Raw genomic sequence first — 15,145 nt, 5'->3', positions numbered from 1 at the left:
TGTGCCAGGCCTTGGGCGTTGGTCTGCAAATGCAGATCAATGACGTTGCGATCGTAGCGTTTACTCCGATTGCCAGTCTGGCCATGGCGCCCGTGGGACGCTTAGACCCTTAGTAGTGATGGGTGCGAGTAGAGGTGATGACGTTCGTCCAGCCCACGTTCGGCGCGTTCATTCTTCAATCTATCGACAGCCCTGCGCCCGGCAGCAACTCAGCGCGAGGGGGCATTGGTGCCCTAGTAGTACCCCGACGTCGCATGGCTTGATACGTTCACCTACGCACTGCGTTGCACATGAAAAAGGCCGAGAACCCTGGTTTTACGGGGATTCCCGGCCTTCTGTGGACCTGCTCGGTCCGGTCATTGGTGGAGGTGGGCGGAATCGAACCGCCGTCCGGAAGCACTCCATCCCCAGCACTACATGCTTATCCCTCCGTTAGATCTCGTTCCCAGGCAGCACGGCGGGCAAAGCGCACCTGGAAACCAGCCTGCTTGATTTAACCGACGGCTGACAGGCAGCCACCATCGGCGGTTCCGTGATGATGACCCTACGTCGCGAGCACGGACACAAGCGATTTCGGGGCTTAGGCCTTAAGCGGCCAGTGCGTAGTTGTCGTCGTTGGCAACTAGAGTTTTGCGGCTGGATTAACGAGGAAAGCTGCCCCCTCGGCATGCGCCAAGCGACTTCGCGACCCCCGTCGAAACCAGTGCACCCCCGGGGAAAGCATCACACGCTGACCCAACCAGTGTAGGGATCAGCGCGGGCTGTCACAAGTGCTGAGACCTGCAGCGCTTACAGTGGCTTCAGTCCGGTACCGAACGCAACAGAATAATTCGATCACGAAGGAGCGTAGCGATGGCGACGAGCAAGCCCCCCCGTCCACGGCGAGGACGATCGGCACCGCCGGCGCGGCGGGTGGCCAAGGCGCGTCCGGCGGCGGCAAGCGCGCCCGCCACGGCTTCCGGCCAGGAATCATCCGGCGTGCTGGCGCGGGCGCAAGGCAGGGCGCGCACGGTGATCTACATCCATGGCATCGGCAACAAGCCGCCGGCGGATGTGCTGCGCTGCCAGTGGGACAAGGCCTTGTTTGGACGGCCGATGGGAGAGCGCACGCGGCTGGCCTACTGGGTCAATCGCGATCGCTATCCGGTCCCCGAGCCGGGGACCTGCGATGGGCAAGACATCGGGCCGGCGTTGGCGCCGGGGGTGCAACGTGCATTGAGCACGCTCGGCATGACCACCGGGGGGCAGGACCTGCGTCTGCTGGCCGATGCGCTGGCGCAGAACGCGCAGGAACGCGAGGATCTGCACCGGCTGCTTGATCAACTGCAGGCTGGCGCTGCGGTCGATGGCCTGCATGCGATGGGCCCGATCGATGCGATCAACCGCGTGCTGCTGCGCCTGGTGTCGGCCGCGTTCCTGCAGGACGCGCATGATTTTTTCTTCGTGCCTGAGCGCGCTGCGCTGATGCGCGAGAGCCTGGCACAGCGCATCAGCGCGGGAGGAGGTCCGTTCGTGGTGGTCGCCCACAGCCAGGGGTCGATGATCGCCTACGACGTCTTGCGGCAATTGTCTGCCGATGGCTGCGAGGTCAGCCTGTTCCTGACGCTGGGCTCGCCGCTGGGGCTGCCGCAGGTCCGCAGCATGTTCAAGCGCTGGACCGGTACCCGCAAGCTGCCGTTTCCGGCCTGCGTGCGGCGTTGGGTCAACGTCGCCGACACTGGCGACCCGGTCGCGCTGGATGCCGATCTCAGTGACGACATCGCCAATGCCAAGGGGCGCTTCGCCAATGTGGCGGCGGCACGGTTGAATGCCGATTGGCGCGACAACCCGCACTCTGCATCCGGTTACCTGTCGATCCCGCAGGTGCGGGCGGAGGTGCGACAAGCGGTGGGGGTGGGCTTCGATCAACCGGTGGCCGACGCCGTTCTGGTCAAGGATCTCAGCGAGCAGTTGGAAGCACACGATGCAGCCCATCGGCATGAGGTGCTGATCGAGCTGGATCGGCGTCTGCTCGGCAGCGATCCGGTCGCTGCGCGGGCATTGCTGCTGGCGCAGCTGCGCGAGATCGCTGGCCGCAGCACTGGCCTGAGTGGAGATGCATTGGACGCGGCGATCGAGCTGGAGGACAGCCTGCAACGCTTCATTTCGGCGCGGTTGACGCGTTTTGAGCTGGAGTCGCTGCAGGATCGTTATCGCAGTTCGGGCTTCCGCCGCGTCTGGCGCGATGCGGGCAAGCGCGCCTTGATCCATGTGTCCGGCACCGTCATGCATGTGGATGCGGCACGCATCGCCTACCGCGCACGCGGGCAGCAGATCGGCTGGGCGGTACTGGATACCGGCATCGCCGCTGACCATCCGCATTTCCATGTGCCGGGCGAACGTGACACGGTGGCGGCGCAATGGGATTGCACGCGGCGCGGTCCTGCAAAGAAGCTGACGCGCAAGGATGGGGAGGCATTTGCGCGGCTCGACCGACACGGCCACGGCACCCATATTGCCGGCATCATTGCCGGCCACTGCCAGGCCGCGATGCCCGACATTAGCGGGGCCCGCGGACCCCTGCTCGACTTTTCCGGGATGGCGCCGGAGACGCGTCTGTATGGCTTCAAGGTGCTTGATGATGACGGCAACGGTCGCGACTCATGGATGATCAAGGCGATCCAGCACGTCGCCGAGATCAACGAGCGCGCTGGCGAACTGGTAATCCATGGAGTCAATCTGAGCCTGGGGGGCTGTTTCGATCCGGAAAGCTACGGCTGCGGCTTCACGCCGCTGTGCAATGAACTGCGGCGCCTGTGGCGTCAGGGAGTGCTGGTGGTGATCGCCGCGGGCAATGAAGGCCTGGCGTGGTTGATGCGCAACGATGGCGATGCGTATCCGACCAACATGGATCTGTCGATCAGCGATCCCGGCAATCTGGAGGAGGCGATCGTGGTCGGCTCGGTGCACAAGAGCAGCCCGCATAGCTATGGCGTCTCGTACTTTTCATCGCGCGGGCCCACCGCCGATGGCCGCCACAAGCCGGATGTGGTCGCGCCGGGCGAAAAGATCCTGTCGGCATACTACGACTACGATCCGCGCGATCCAGCCAGTCTAATGGTGGAAATGAGCGGGACCAGCATGGCGGCTCCGCATGTGTCCGGAGTGCTGGCCGGGTTCCTGTCGATGCGGCGCGAGTTCATCGGCGCGCCGGATCGGGTCAAGCAGCTGTTGATGGAGACCTGCACCGATCTGCAGCGCGATCGCTACGTGCAGGGCAGGGGGGTACCCAACTTGATGCGCATGCTGGGAGCCACCTGATCGCTGCAGCGCATCGGCGACGATGCGCTGCAGTCCATCGATGATCGCGGTCGCATGGAGGCCGATTGCGTTTCTAATGACAGTGCGTAGCCCAGCGACGTCAGGCGTCGCGGTTGTGCCGACGCATGACCCGTTGTTTGTCGCGTTGCCAATCGCGGTCCTTGGCGGCCTCGCGCTTGTCGTGGGTCTTCTTGCCCTTGGCCAGCGCGATCTCCAGCTTGACCTTGTTGTTCTTCCAGTACAGCGCGGTGGGTACCAGCGTATAGCCGTCGCGTTCGACGCGGCCCAGCATCTTGTCGATCTCGCTTCGGTGCAGCAGCAGCTTGCGAGTGCGCCGCTCCTCGGCCACGACATGGCTGGAGGCCTGGATCAATGGGGTGATCTGGGCGCCGATCAGGAAGATTTCCCCCGAGCGGACGTAGGCATAGCCATCGATGATGTTGGCGCGGCCGGCGCGGATCGCCTTGACCTCCCAGCCCTGCAGCGCCAGGCCGGCCTCGTAGCGGTCCTCGAGCTGGTACTCGTGGCGCGCGCGCTTGTTCAGGGCGATGGTTTTCGTGGCCGTCGCGCCGTTTGCTTTATCCTTGACCGGTTTCTTGCTCATCCCGCTATTGTCGCCGATTCGGCGTCGCCACACGATCGTCCGTCTTTCACAGCCACAACGAATGCCTACCATCCGCCGCAGCGCCCTGGTCGAACACAGCGCGACCCGCATGTTCGATCTGGTCAATGATGTTGCCGCCTATCCGCGCCGCTTCAGCTGGTGCGATGCCGCCCAAGTGCTCGAACAGGAGCCTGAGCGCATCGTTGCACGGCTGGACCTGGGGTTGGGGTCGTTCCGCACTTGGTTTACCACCGAAAACGTGCTGTCGCGGCCGGACAGTATTGCCATGCACCTGCGCGATGGCCCGTTCCGCCGGCTGGAAGGGCGGTGGGAGTTCCAGGCGCTGGGCGAAAACGCCTGCAAGGTCAGCCTGACGCTGGAGTTCGAAACCAGCTCGCGCCTGCTTGGTCCTGCGCTGGCGCTGGGGTTCCAGGGGCTGGCCGACCGCATGGTCAACGACTTCGTGCGGGTGGCCGAGCGCGGAGAGGATTGATGCCACGGGTGGAGGTGGTGCTGGCCTGGCCGGATCGGTACACCTCGGTCCAGTTGGAGCTGGCGCAGGGCGCCACGGTGGGTGAGGCGATCGCCCGTTCTGGTCTGACGCAGCCACAACCGGCGGCACAGGCGGTTTTTGGCGTACTGGCCGCGCCGGAGCAGGTGTTGCACGAGGGCGACCGGGTCGAGTTGCTCAGGCCGTTATTGATCGATCCCAAGCAGGCACGGCGCCGCCGTGCCGGACAGCCTGGCGCGACCAGGCGCTAGGATCGTTCGCGCCGGAGCGGATGCGCCGACGTGGCGTGCGGCCATCGCGGCACCAGCCATCCGATGACGAATGTGCAGCGGCTTAGCGACCGCGCTGCTTCTTCTTGTCGCGTGCCAGATTGCGGCCGAACTGCTTGGGAGCCGACTTGGCGAGCTGCTCGTCCTGCGACGGAAAATAGTCGCCTTCCCAGCGCACCACTTGGTCATTTTCGAAGAACACGGTGAAGTTCTTGATTTCCGTACGCGCCAGGCGGTCCACCCGCTCGGTAGAGGTATAGTCCCAGCGCTGGGCGTGGAACGGATCGGGAATGGACGGTGTTCCCAGCAACGCATTGACCTGCTGCTTGCTCTGGCCTACTTGCAGTTGCTCTACGGCGCTCTGCTTGATCAGATTGCCTTGGTAGATCGGCTGCTTGTAGATGATGCCGCAGCCGGCAGTGGAAACGGCAACGGCGGCGACCAGCAGGAGATTGCGCATCGGTTAGTCAGTGCTGAGGGGAAATCACGCCGATGATACACTCCCGGCGGTCGCCGCGACCCGTCTCAGGCAGCTGGCGCTAAATCGCCTATGAACGGAGTACGAATGGAAACCCACGACCTGCGCAAAGTCGGGCTCAAGGTGACCCATCCGCGTATGCGGATCCTCGAGCTGCTCGAGCAGAAGAGCAACCAGCATCATCTCAGCGCCGAAGACATCTATCGCCAGTTGCTCGAACACGGTGACGAGATCGGCCTGGCCACGGTTTACCGCGTGCTGACCCAGTTCGAAGCCGCTGGCCTGGTGCTCAAGCACAACTTTGAAGGCGGCCAGGCCGTCTACGAGCTGGACCGTGGCGGCCACCATGACCATATGGTCGATGTGGATACCGGTCAGGTCATCGAGTTCGAGAGCGAGGAGATCGAAGCGCTGCAGCGCCAGATCGCCGCCAAGCACGGCTACGAACTAGAAGAGCATTCGCTGGTGTTGTACGTGCGCAAGAAGCGCAGCCGCTGAGTCCCCCGCGGACGGTGTCCGCCTTGGCGGCGGTGCTGCTGTCACGACGAGCCGACGCAGCCATCATGCGCTCGCGGACGGGTGCCCAGCACCAGCTGCTTGGCCGTCTTGTCCTTCCAGTCCAGCGTGTAGGTGGCGGTGCCGCCGATCTGCATGGCGCAGGCAGGTCTCGCTGGCAGGTCCCGCTCCGTCACGCCGCTGGCCTGCGCACACGGCGCCGGCGCTGCCTGATCTCCGGGCCCTGCGCGCTCCAGGCGCTAGGCGCTCTGCAACAGCTTGCGGGCGGCGGCGCGTGCCTCCTTGCTGACTTCCACTCCGCCCAGCATGCGTGCCAGCTCTTCCTGGCGTGCCTGCGGTCCCAGCAGTTCGACCGCGCTTTGGGTCATGCCGTCCACCGGCGCCTTGCTGACCCGGTAATGCGCATGGCCCTTGGCGGCGACCTGCGGTAGGTGGGTCACGCAGAGCACCTGGCGTTCCTCGCCGAGCGCGCGCAGTTTCTGCCCAACGATGTCGGCCACCGCGCCGCCGATTCCTGAATCCACTTCGTCGAACACCATGGTCGGTACGCTGTCCAGGCCAAGCGCGGCCACCTCGATGGCCAGCGAAATGCGCGATAGCTCGCCACCGGAGGCGACCTTGCGCAGCGCACGCGGCGGCTGGCCGGCGTTGGCGGCGACCAGAAACTCGACCCGCTCAGCGCCATTGGGATCCGGGCGGGCGCTTTCGTGCGGCTGCAGCTGGATCAGGAACTGCCCGCCGCCCATGCCCAGTTCGCCGATCAGCGCGGTGGTGGCGCTGGACAGCGCCTCGGCGGCGGCCTGGCGGCTGGCAGTGAGGGTGTCTGCCGCCTCGCGCCAGGCGGTCGCGGCGGTGGCGATGTGCTTGTCCAGCTGCTGTAGCCGCTCATCGGCGCCGCGCAGGCTATCGACCTCGGCGGCCAGGCGGTCGCGATGGCCGGCCAATTCGTCCGGCGCCACCCGGTGCTTGCGCGCCAGGTCGTGCAGGCGACCGAGCCGCCGTTCCATCGCCTCGAACTGGGCTGGATCGGCGTCCAGGTCGTCGCGGATGCGGTCCAGTACGGCCAAGGCTTCCTCGATCTGGATGGCGGCGCTGTCGAGCAAGGCATCCACCTCACCCAGGCGCGGTTCGTGCTCGGCCACCCGCGCCAGCAGGTGGCGACTGTCCTGCAACAGGCCTAGCGCGCTGGTGCCGTCCTCGCCGTTGAGTTGGTGCGCGCTGCCGTCGCAGGCGCCGATCAGCGCAGTGGCATGCGCCTGGCGGCGATGGCTGGCGTCGAGCGCGGCGATCGCCGTCGGGTCCAGGTCCTCGCGTTCCAGCTCGGCGAGCTGGTGTTCCAGAAAACCGATGCGGTCGGAAACATCGCCCTGGGCCGAGAGGGCGTCGCGCTCGTCCAGCAGCGCCTGCCAGCGCTGGCTGGCCTGGCGCACCTGCTCGCGCTCGGCCTGGTTGCGTGCGTAGGCGTCCAGCAGCGCCAGCTGGCTGTGGCGGGCCATCAGGGCCTGGTGCTCGTGCTGGCCGTGGATCTCCACCAGCCGCGCGGCCAGCTCGGCCAGTTGCGAGGAGGTGACCGGGCGGCCGTTGATCCAGGCGCGCGACCCGCCATCGGCGCGGATGATGCGTCGCAGCTGGCATTGCGCCTCGTCGTCCAGCTCGTTGTCGGCCAGCCAGGTCAGGCCGGGGTGACCGGCCGGCAGCTGAAATTCGGCCGACAGTTCGGCGCGCTCGGCGCCATGGCGGACCACGCCGCTATCGGCGCGCAGGCCCGACAGGAAGCCGAGCGCATCGACCATCAGTGACTTGCCGGCGCCGGTCTCGCCCGAGACGACGGTCATGCCGGGCCCGAATTCGAGCTCGGTGGCGCGGACGACGGCGAAATCCTTGATGGACAGGTGTCTGAGCATGGGCAGAAAGTGAATGCGTTTGGGGAAGCGTAGGGTGGAGGAGACCGGCCGGGAATCAGACGCTTGCCAACCCGGGGGCCAGACATTATCTATGGCCAGTCTCACCGGATGATCCCATGCGCGCGTCTCAGTCTCCCACGCTCGATCCCCGTGCGCGCCAGTTGCTGCGGACGCTGATCGCGCGCTACATCCGCGACGGCGAGCCGGTCGGGTCCAAGACGTTGGCCCAGCACGCTGGCCTGGACGTCAGTCCGGCCACCATCCGTAACATCCTGGCCGACCTGGAGGACATCGGTCTGCTCAGCTCTCCGCACACATCGGCCGGCCGGGTGCCGACCGCACATGGCTACCGGGTGTTCGTCGACAGCCTGGTGCAGATGCAGCCGCCCGGCGAGGAGGAGGTGCGCCGCCTGCGCGCCGAGCTGGCCAGCGGCAACGGCACCCAGTCATTGCTGGGGAGCGCCTCGCAGATGCTGTCGGCGATGAGCCACTTCGTCGGCGTGGTCAGCGCGCCGCGGCGCGCGCAGTTCGCCTTTCGCCATATCGACTTCGTCCCACTGGACGCGCGGCGGGTGCTGGCGATCCTGGTGTTCGCCGACAACGAAGTGCAGAACCGGGTGATCGAGCCGCGCCGCGTCTACGAGCCGGCCGAGCTGGAGCGGGTGGCCAACTACCTCAATAGCCAGTTTGCCGGGCGTCCGCTGGCGGAGATCCGCAGCGCCCTGCTGCGCGAGATGCGCCTGGCCAAGGATGCAATGGAGCAGCTGCTGGCGCATAGCGTGGACCTGGCCAGCGAGGCGCTGGTGCCGGTGGAGCCCGAGGACATGGTCGTGGCGGGGCAGACCCGCCTGATGGGGGTGCAGGACCTCTCGGACCTGGACCGCCTGCGCGAGCTGTTCGAGGCCTTCGCCAGCAAGCGCGAGATCCTGCAGTTGCTCGAACGTACGATCCAGGCGCCTGGGGTGCGCATCTTCATTGGCGAGGAGACCGGCATGGTGTCGCTGGAGGATGTCTCGCTGGTCACCGCCCCGTACGCGGCCAATGGGCAGGTACTGGGGGTACTGGGAGTGATCGGTCCCAAGCGAATGGCCTACGAGCGGGTGATCCCGTTGGTGCAGACCGCCGCCCAGGTGCTGGGTGCGGCGATGGAGCCGCCTGGCGGGCGATAAGCTGGCTCGATCCGTGCGATCGACTGCTTGAAACCGGCAGCGACGCCCACATACGGGTGGACGTTGGGGCGGGCGTTCCGCTTGCCCGGGAACTGCACATGAACCAAGACCACCCCGAATTCGACTCCGAAGACCTGTCCCAGAACCCGCCCGAGACCGATCCGCTGAAGGCCGAGATCGAGGCGTTGCGCAGCGAGATCGCCCTGGTCAAGGCCGACGCCCTGCGCGAGCGCGCCGACCTGGAAAACCAGCGCAAGCGGATCGCGCGCGATGTGGAGAATGCGCGCAAGTTCGCCAACGAAAAGTTGCTGGGCGAGCTGCTGCCGGTGTTCGACAGTCTGGATGCGGGTCTGACGGCGGCCGGCAGCGAGCCGAGCCCGCTGCGCGATGGTCTGGATCTGACCTACAAGCAGTTGCTGAAGGTGGCTGCCGACAATGGCCTGACCTTGCTGGACCCGGTCGGCCAGCCGTTCAATCCCGACCAGCACCAGGCGATCAGCCAGGCCGAAGCCGCGGACGTGGCCCCGGGCCACGTGGTGCAGGTCTTCCAGAAGGGCTATCTGCTCAATGACCGCCTGCTGCGTCCGGCCTTGGTGGTGGTCGCCAAGCACGATTGAGGGCTCGCCGGCGGCTGAACATGCCGGCGCAGCCACGGAACACAGATTCGCATGGGCGGCTTGAACGCGCCCGCAGCATCCCCACATTTCAGCCAGACCCGGCGCAGCCGGACACAGCTAAAGACTCAGCAGGAGCATCTCCATGGGCAAGATCATTGGTATTGACCTCGGCACCACGAACTCGTGCGTGGCGATCATGGACGGCGGCAAGGCCCGCGTCATCGAAAATTCCGAGGGCGACCGCACCACGCCTTCGATCGTCGCCTACACCAAGGACGGCGAAGTGCTGGTGGGCGCCTCGGCCAAGCGCCAGGCCGTCACCAACCCGAAGAACACCTTCTACGCGGTGAAGCGCCTGATCGGCCGTAAGTTCACCGATGGCGAGGTGCAGAAGGATATCTCCCACGTGCCGTACGGCATCCTGGCGCACGACAACGGCGACGCCTGGGTGCAGACCAGCGACAGCAAGAAGATGGCGCCGCAGGAAATCTCCGCGCGCGTGCTGGAAAAGATGAAGAAGACCGCCGAGGACTTCCTGGGCGAGAAGGTCACCGAGGCGGTGATCACCGTGCCGGCGTACTTCAACGACAGCCAGCGCCAGGCCACAAAGGACGCTGGCCGAATCGCCGGTCTGGACGTCAAGCGCATCATCAACGAGCCGACCGCCGCAGCGCTGGCCTATGGCCTGGACAAGAACGGCGGCGACCGCAAGATTGCCGTGTACGACCTCGGCGGCGGTACCTTCGACGTCTCGATCATCGAGATCGCCGAAGTGGACGGCGAGAAGCAGTTCGAGGTGCTGGCCACCAACGGTGACACCTTCCTGGGCGGCGAAGACTTCGACAACCGCGTCATCGAGTATTTGGTCGACGAGTTCAACAAGGATCAGGGCATCGACCTGCGCAAGGATCCGCTGGCGCTGCAGCGCCTGAAGGACGCCGCAGAGCGCGCCAAGATCGAGCTGTCGTCTTCGCAGCAGACCGAAGTGAACCTGCCGTACGTCACTGCTGATGCGTCCGGTCCGAAGCATCTGAACATCAAGCTGACCCGGGCCAAGCTCGAGGCGCTGGTGGAAGACTTGGTCAAGAAGTCGATCGAGCCGTGCCGCACCGCGCTCAATGACGCCGGCCTGCGTGCCAGCGACATCAACGAGGTGATCCTGGTCGGCGGCCAGACCCGCATGCCGAAGGTGCAGCAGGCGGTGGCCGAGTTCTTCGGCAAGGATCCGCGCAAGGACGTCAATCCCGACGAGGCAGTGGCGCTGGGTGCGGCGATCCAGGGCGGCGTGCTGGCTGGCGACGTCAAGGACGTGCTGCTGCTGGACGTGACCCCGCTGTCGCTGGGTATCGAAACCATGGGCGGCGTGTTCACCAAGATCATCGAGAAGAACACCACGATCCCGACCAAGGCCTCGCAGACCTTCTCCACTGCCGAGGACAACCAGTCGGCCGTGACGGTGCACGTGTTGCAGGGTGAGCGCGAGCAGGCCCGCTTCAACAAGTCGCTGGCCAAGTTCGACCTGTCCGGCATCGAGCCGGCGCCGCGCGGCATGCCGCAGGTGGAGGTGTCCTTCGACATCGACGCCAACGGCATCCTGCACGTCTCGGCCAAGGACAAGAAGACCAACAAGGAACAGAAGGTCGAGATCAAGGCCGGTTCGGGTCTGTCGGACGAAGAGATCCAGCGGATGGTCGCCGACGCGGAAGCCAACCGCGAGGAAGACAAGAAGTTCCAGGAGCTGGTGCAGGCGCGCAACCAGGCTGATGGCCTGATCCATGCGACCCGCAGCGCGATCACCGAGCATGGCAGCAAGGTCGGTGGCGATGTGATCGGCAAGGTCGAAGCGGCGCTGTCCGACTTGGAGACCGCGATGAAGGGCGATGACAAGGCCCAGATCGAGGCACGCACCAAGACGCTGGAAGAAGCTGGTCAGTCGCTGTACGCAGCGGCAGCCGCCGCCGAGCAGGGCGGTGCGGCCGACGCCAGCGGCAGCGCGCAGGCCTCCAAGGCAGCCGACGATGTGGTCGACGCCGAGTTCACCGAGGTCAAGGACGACAAGAAGTAAGTAGAACCGGGACCCGGGACCCGGGACTCTCGGGACCCGGCAAAGCGACTTGCCGGGTCCCGATGTTGTCTCGCCCCACATTCCCGCAAACGTGTCTGGAGCGACCACCTTGAATTCCCTTTCCGCCATGCCGGGTCCCGAGTCCCGAGTCCCGAGTCCCGATCGATGAGCAAACGCGATTACTACGAAGTCCTGGGCGTGGCCCGTGGCGCCAGCGATGAAGAGCTGAAGAAGGCTTACCGCCGCTGTGCCATGAAGTACCACCCGGACCGCAACCCAGGTGATGCCGCGGCCGAAGCGTCGTTCAAGGAATGCAAGGAAGCTTACGAGGTGCTGTCGGACGGCAACAAACGCCGCGCCTACGATGCACACGGCCATGCCGCCTTCGAACACGGCATGGGCGGCGGCGGTCCCGGTGGCCCCGACATGGGGGACATCTTCGGCGACATTTTCGGAAATATCTTCGGCGGCGGCGCCGCCGGTCCGCGCGCGGCGCGGCGTGGCGCCGACGTCGGCTACGTGTTGGAACTGGATCTGGAAGAAGCCGTCGCCGGCATCGAGCGGCGCATCGAGATCCCCACCCTGGTCGAATGCGGTCCCTGCAACGGCAGCGGATCGGAAGACGGCAAGGTGGACGTCTGTGGCACCTGCCATGGTCGCGGCCAGGTGCGCATCCAGCGCGGCATCTTCGCCATGCAGCAGAGCTGCCCGCATTGCGACGGTCGCGGCACGCTGATCAAGAATCCCTGCAAGACCTGCCACGGTGCTGGTCGGGTGGAAGAGGACAAGGTCCTGTCGATCAAGGTACCCGCAGGCGTGGATACCGGCGACCGCATCCGCCTGGCGGGCGAGGGCGAGGCTGGGCCGGCGGGCACGCCTCCGGGCGACTTGTATGTGGAAGTGCGGGTGCGCGAGCACGCGATCTTCCAGCGCGACGGCGACGACCTACACTGCGAAGTGCCGATTCGCATCTCGCAGGCGGCGCTCGGCGATACCGTGCGGGTTGCCACCCTGGGCGGCGAAGCGGAGATCCGCATCCCGGCCGAGACCCAGACCGGCAAGCTGTTCCGTTTGCGCGGCAAGGGCGTGCGTTCGGTACGCAGCCGCAGCGAAGGGGATTTGTATTGCCGCGTGGTGGTGGAAACGCCCGTGAATCTCACCGCCGAACAGCGCGAACTGCTTCAGCAGTTCGAGGCCACGTTCACCGGCGAAGATGCGCGCAAGCATTCGCCCAAGTCAGCGACCTTCATCGACGGCGTCAAGGGTTTCTGGGATCGCATGACCTCCTGAGGGAGGGTTAGGTGGCGATGCCGTCGCGGCGTCGCCACGCAGCGGAGAGCAACGCGCGGGTGCTGCAACGCATCGATGCGTACTCTCTGGCCGTCGCATCGGTCGCTTGCGCGGATAATGACGTCTTTCCCTTCGCAGACGAACGCGCATGAGCGATACAGCCGACAGCCATCTCGTCCACGGACGCCGTCAGCGTCCCGATGGGCCCGCGCCGGTGGATGTGATCTCGGTGCAGTCGCAGTTGGTCTATGGCCATGCCGGCAACAGCGCCGCGATTCCGCCACTGCGCGCGCTGGGAGTGCGGGTGGCCGAGGTGCCGACCACGCTGCTGAGCAATGCGCCGTTCTATCCCAGCTTGCGTGGGCGCATCCTGCCGGCCGACTGGCTGGCCGATCTGTTGCTGGGGGCGAGCGAGCGAGGCTTGCCGCAGCGCGCCCGCATGCTGATCTCTGGTTATCTCGGCAGCCTGGCCAACGGCGAGGCCTTTGCCGACTGGCTGGCGCAAACACTGCCGCAGGCGCCGCAACTGCGCTACTGCCTGGACCCGGTGATCGGCGACACCCATACCGGCCCCTACGTCGAGCCCGGCCTGGAACGCGTGTTTGCCGAACGCTTGCTGCCGCATGCCTGGCTGGTGACCCCCAATGCCTTCGAGCTGGAGCGTCTGACTGGGTTGCCGAGCCTGGCGCAGGACGATGCCATCGTCGCTGCACAGGCTTTGCTGGCCCGTGGCCCGCACTGGGTGCTTGCCCATAGCGTGGCCGGCGGTAACGGCGAGTTGGTGACCTTGGCAGTCAGCGCCGAGGCGGTCTACCGCTGGTCCACCCCGCATCTGCCGGTGGACGTCGCCGGCACTGGCGACGTGCTGATGGCCTTGCTGGTCGGCCTGTTGTTGCGCGATGTGCCGTTCGAGCAGGCGGTCGGCCAAGCCTTGGCAGGCGTGCACGGCGCGCTGGAAGCGACCTTGCAGGCGGGCGTCGAGGAATTCGACGTGCTGGCGGCGGCACCGGCTGCATTGGCGGCCGTCCCGCGCTTTGCGTTCGAGCGGCTGGCATGATCGTGCAGCCGGTGGTCGGGATCGTCGGCATCGGCGGCGCCTACGGCCGTTGGCTGGCGCAGTTCCTGCGTGCGCGCATGGGGTTGCAGGTGATCGGCCACGATCCGGCACTGCCCGATACGCTCGAGGAGGCCAGCGTGGCCCAGCAGGCCGACGTGTTGATCTTCGCCGCGCCGATCCGCCACACCGCGGCCTTGATCGAACGCTACGTCAGCCTGACCGGCGCACGTGCCGCCAGCCAGTTATGGTTGGACATCACCTCGATCAAGCAGGCGCCGGTGGCGGCGATGCTGGCTTCGTCGGCGGAGGTGGTCGGCCTGCACCCGATGACCGCACCGCCGAAGGCACCGACCTTGAAGGGGCGCGTGCTGGTGGTGTGCCGCGCGCGTCTGCAACGTTGGAGCGGCTGGGTCGATGCGCTGTGCGCTGCTCTGCAGGCCGAATGCGTGCACGCCACCCCCGAGCATCATGACCGGGTCATGGCATTGGTGCAGGCGATGGTGCACGCGACCCACCTGGCGCAGGCCGGCACCCTGCGCGATTACGCGCCGCTGCTGGGCGACCTGCGTGCCTTGATGCCTTATCGGTCGGCGTCGTTCGAGTTGGATACCGCGGTGATCGCGCGCATCCTGTCGCTCAACCCCGCGATTTACGAAGATATCCAGTTCGGCAATCCCTATGTTGGCGAGATGCTCGATCGGGTGCTGGCGCAGCTGCAGGAACTGCGCGGCCTGGTGGCCAGGGGGGACGATGCCGCGCGCGCGCAGTTTCGTGCGCGGTTCCTGCACGACAACGCACAGGCCTTGCGGTCGGAGGCGCTGGCCGAGGGCAATTACACCTACGAGCGGGTGGGTTACCTGTTGGCCGATTTGACCGAACCGGTGAACCTGAGCGTCTATCTGCCGGAGGATCAGCCTGGTTCGTTGCGTGCGCTGTTGCATGTGTTCGAGCAGTACCAGGTCAATCTGGCCTCGATCCATTCATCACGCACGCCAGGCGGCGAACTGCATTTCCGTATTGGCTTCGATGCCAATAGCGCGACCGAGGCGTTGCAGCGTGCTGCCCTGGAGATCGACGCACTCGGAATAGGGCGGGTGCTGGAGCGCAGCGATCGACGCCAGTAGCCTGCTATTGGCCAGTACGATGCCTGCGTTATCCGAGCAGCGCATGGTCGATGCTGTGAGGATCAGCTAGACCCCTTCCATCGGCCGTCGGCCTGAGAGCGCTGAGCATGCTTGCTAGCGCGCACCTTGCACAGATGAGCGAACGCAACAAGCGCCACACGCCGAGGCAGTTCATCCACACCGGGTGTGGATGAACGCTGCACAATCACGTGGATAACTGAGCGCAGCCCTTGCGGTGCAA

Annotated in this window: 13 protein-coding genes and 1 other RNA gene; 10 read left to right on the top strand and 4 right to left on the bottom strand. The window is 65.9% G+C overall.

The features are described 5' to 3' along the window. Positions 1-360: 360 nt before the first annotated feature. Positions 361-713, bottom strand: a transfer-messenger RNA (tmRNA) gene (gene ssrA, locus CKY51_RS19820). Positions 714-852: 139 nt separating this feature from the next. Between ssrA and CKY51_RS19815 the strand changes: the two genes are divergently transcribed. Further along, complete coding sequence (locus CKY51_RS19815; RefSeq protein WP_031340491.1) at positions 853-3,300, top strand: S8 family peptidase; 2,448 nt, start codon at positions 853-855, stop codon at positions 3,298-3,300. A gap of 100 nt (positions 3,301-3,400) precedes the next feature. On the opposite strand, the gene smpB is transcribed toward CKY51_RS19815, so the two are convergent. Next, positions 3,401-3,904 (bottom strand): SsrA-binding protein SmpB, encoded by a 504-nt coding sequence (gene smpB / locus CKY51_RS19810; RefSeq protein ID WP_031340492.1) that lies wholly within the window; start codon positions 3,902-3,904, stop codon positions 3,401-3,403. A 61-nt stretch (positions 3,905-3,965) separates the two neighbouring features. On the opposite strand from smpB, the gene CKY51_RS19805 reads away from it, so the two are divergent. Both CKY51_RS19805 and CKY51_RS19800 read left to right on the top strand, forming a co-directional pair. Continuing rightward, a complete protein-coding gene (locus CKY51_RS19805) occupies positions 3,966-4,397 on the top strand; it encodes a type II toxin-antitoxin system RatA family toxin (RefSeq protein WP_031340493.1) in 432 nt (143 codons plus the stop codon). Continuing rightward, entirely contained in the window at positions 4,397-4,666 is a 270-nt protein-coding gene (locus CKY51_RS19800) for an RnfH family protein (protein WP_031340494.1), read from the top strand. The genes CKY51_RS19805 and CKY51_RS19800 overlap by 1 nt, the downstream gene beginning before the upstream one ends. Positions 4,667-4,748: 82 nt before the next feature. Here CKY51_RS19800 and CKY51_RS19795 read toward each other — a convergent pair whose 3' ends face one another. Beyond that, the gene (locus CKY51_RS19795; RefSeq protein ID WP_152249724.1) at positions 4,749-5,144 is read right to left on the bottom strand and encodes an outer membrane protein assembly factor BamE; all 396 of its coding nucleotides are present in this window, start codon (positions 5,142-5,144) and stop codon (positions 4,749-4,751) included. A gap of 105 nt (positions 5,145-5,249) precedes the next feature. On the opposite strand from CKY51_RS19795, the gene fur reads away from it, so the two are divergent. Continuing rightward, on the top strand, positions 5,250-5,660 hold the full coding sequence (fur, locus tag CKY51_RS19790) for a ferric iron uptake transcriptional regulator (protein ID WP_170292357.1): 411 nt from the start codon (positions 5,250-5,252) through the stop codon (positions 5,658-5,660). A gap of 257 nt (positions 5,661-5,917) precedes the next feature. Here fur and recN read toward each other — a convergent pair whose 3' ends face one another. Then, positions 5,918-7,582, bottom strand: a complete 1,665-nt coding sequence (gene recN / locus CKY51_RS19785; protein WP_022973746.1) for a DNA repair protein RecN — start codon at positions 7,580-7,582, stop codon at positions 5,918-5,920. A 116-nt stretch (positions 7,583-7,698) separates the two neighbouring features. Here recN and hrcA point away from each other — a divergent pair, with 116 nt between their 5' ends. The 6 genes from hrcA (at position 7,699) to CKY51_RS19755 (ending at position 14,904) form a co-directional block, all read left to right on the top strand. Continuing rightward, positions 7,699-8,751, top strand: coding sequence for a heat-inducible transcriptional repressor HrcA (gene hrcA / locus CKY51_RS19780; protein WP_022973747.1), 1,053 nt, complete (start codon positions 7,699-7,701; stop codon positions 8,749-8,751). Positions 8,752-8,849: 98 nt separating this feature from the next. Continuing rightward, positions 8,850-9,368 (top strand): nucleotide exchange factor GrpE, encoded by a 519-nt coding sequence (grpE, locus tag CKY51_RS19775; protein WP_170292356.1) that lies wholly within the window; start codon positions 8,850-8,852, stop codon positions 9,366-9,368. A 142-nt stretch (positions 9,369-9,510) separates the two neighbouring features. Then, the gene (gene dnaK / locus CKY51_RS19770; protein ID WP_152249718.1) at positions 9,511-11,433 is read left to right on the top strand and encodes a molecular chaperone DnaK; all 1,923 of its coding nucleotides are present in this window, start codon (positions 9,511-9,513) and stop codon (positions 11,431-11,433) included. 165 nt (positions 11,434-11,598) lie between these two features. Then, positions 11,599-12,723: a molecular chaperone DnaJ gene (dnaJ, locus tag CKY51_RS19765; protein WP_022973751.1), complete on the top strand. Its 1,125-nt coding sequence runs from the start codon at positions 11,599-11,601 to the stop codon at positions 12,721-12,723. 148 nt (positions 12,724-12,871) lie between these two features. Further along, a complete protein-coding gene (gene pdxY, locus CKY51_RS19760; RefSeq protein WP_022973752.1) occupies positions 12,872-13,780 on the top strand; it encodes a pyridoxal kinase in 909 nt (302 codons plus the stop codon). Then, positions 13,777-14,904 carry a prephenate dehydrogenase gene (locus CKY51_RS19755; protein ID WP_022973753.1) on the top strand — a complete coding sequence of 376 codons (1,128 nt, stop codon included), beginning with the start codon at positions 13,777-13,779 and terminating at the stop codon, positions 14,902-14,904. The genes pdxY and CKY51_RS19755 overlap by 4 nt, the downstream gene beginning before the upstream one ends. Positions 14,905-15,145: the final 241 nt, after the last annotated feature.

Source organism: Xanthomonas maliensis (assembly GCF_009192945.1).
Classification (GTDB): domain Bacteria; phylum Pseudomonadota; class Gammaproteobacteria; order Xanthomonadales; family Xanthomonadaceae; genus Xanthomonas; species Xanthomonas maliensis.
The sequence above is the reverse complement of the archived record's forward strand: the minus strand, read 5'-3'. Positions and strand labels throughout refer to the sequence as shown.

Bases quoted from the DNA above. Each gene is read 5' to 3' on its own strand.
- CKY51_RS19815 (WP_031340491.1), top strand. From the start codon at position 853: ATGGCGACGAGCAAGCCCCCCCGTCCACGGCGAGGACGATCGGCACCG.
- smpB (WP_031340492.1), bottom strand. From the start codon at position 3,904: ATGAGCAAGAAACCGGTCAAGGATAAAGCAAACGGCGCGACGGCCACG.
- CKY51_RS19805 (WP_031340493.1), top strand. From the start codon at position 3,966: ATGCCTACCATCCGCCGCAGCGCCCTGGTCGAACACAGCGCGACCCGC.
- CKY51_RS19800 (WP_031340494.1), top strand. From the start codon at position 4,397: ATGCCACGGGTGGAGGTGGTGCTGGCCTGGCCGGATCGGTACACCTCG.
- CKY51_RS19795 (WP_152249724.1), bottom strand. From the start codon at position 5,144: ATGCGCAATCTCCTGCTGGTCGCCGCCGTTGCCGTTTCCACTGCCGGC.
- fur (WP_170292357.1), top strand. From the start codon at position 5,250: ATGGAAACCCACGACCTGCGCAAAGTCGGGCTCAAGGTGACCCATCCG.
- recN (WP_022973746.1), bottom strand. From the start codon at position 7,582: ATGCTCAGACACCTGTCCATCAAGGATTTCGCCGTCGTCCGCGCCACC.
- hrcA (WP_022973747.1), top strand. From the start codon at position 7,699: ATGCGCGCGTCTCAGTCTCCCACGCTCGATCCCCGTGCGCGCCAGTTG.
- grpE (WP_170292356.1), top strand. From the start codon at position 8,850: ATGAACCAAGACCACCCCGAATTCGACTCCGAAGACCTGTCCCAGAAC.
- dnaK (WP_152249718.1), top strand. From the start codon at position 9,511: ATGGGCAAGATCATTGGTATTGACCTCGGCACCACGAACTCGTGCGTG.
- dnaJ (WP_022973751.1), top strand. From the start codon at position 11,599: ATGAGCAAACGCGATTACTACGAAGTCCTGGGCGTGGCCCGTGGCGCC.
- pdxY (WP_022973752.1), top strand. From the start codon at position 12,872: ATGAGCGATACAGCCGACAGCCATCTCGTCCACGGACGCCGTCAGCGT.
- CKY51_RS19755 (WP_022973753.1), top strand. From the start codon at position 13,777: ATGATCGTGCAGCCGGTGGTCGGGATCGTCGGCATCGGCGGCGCCTAC.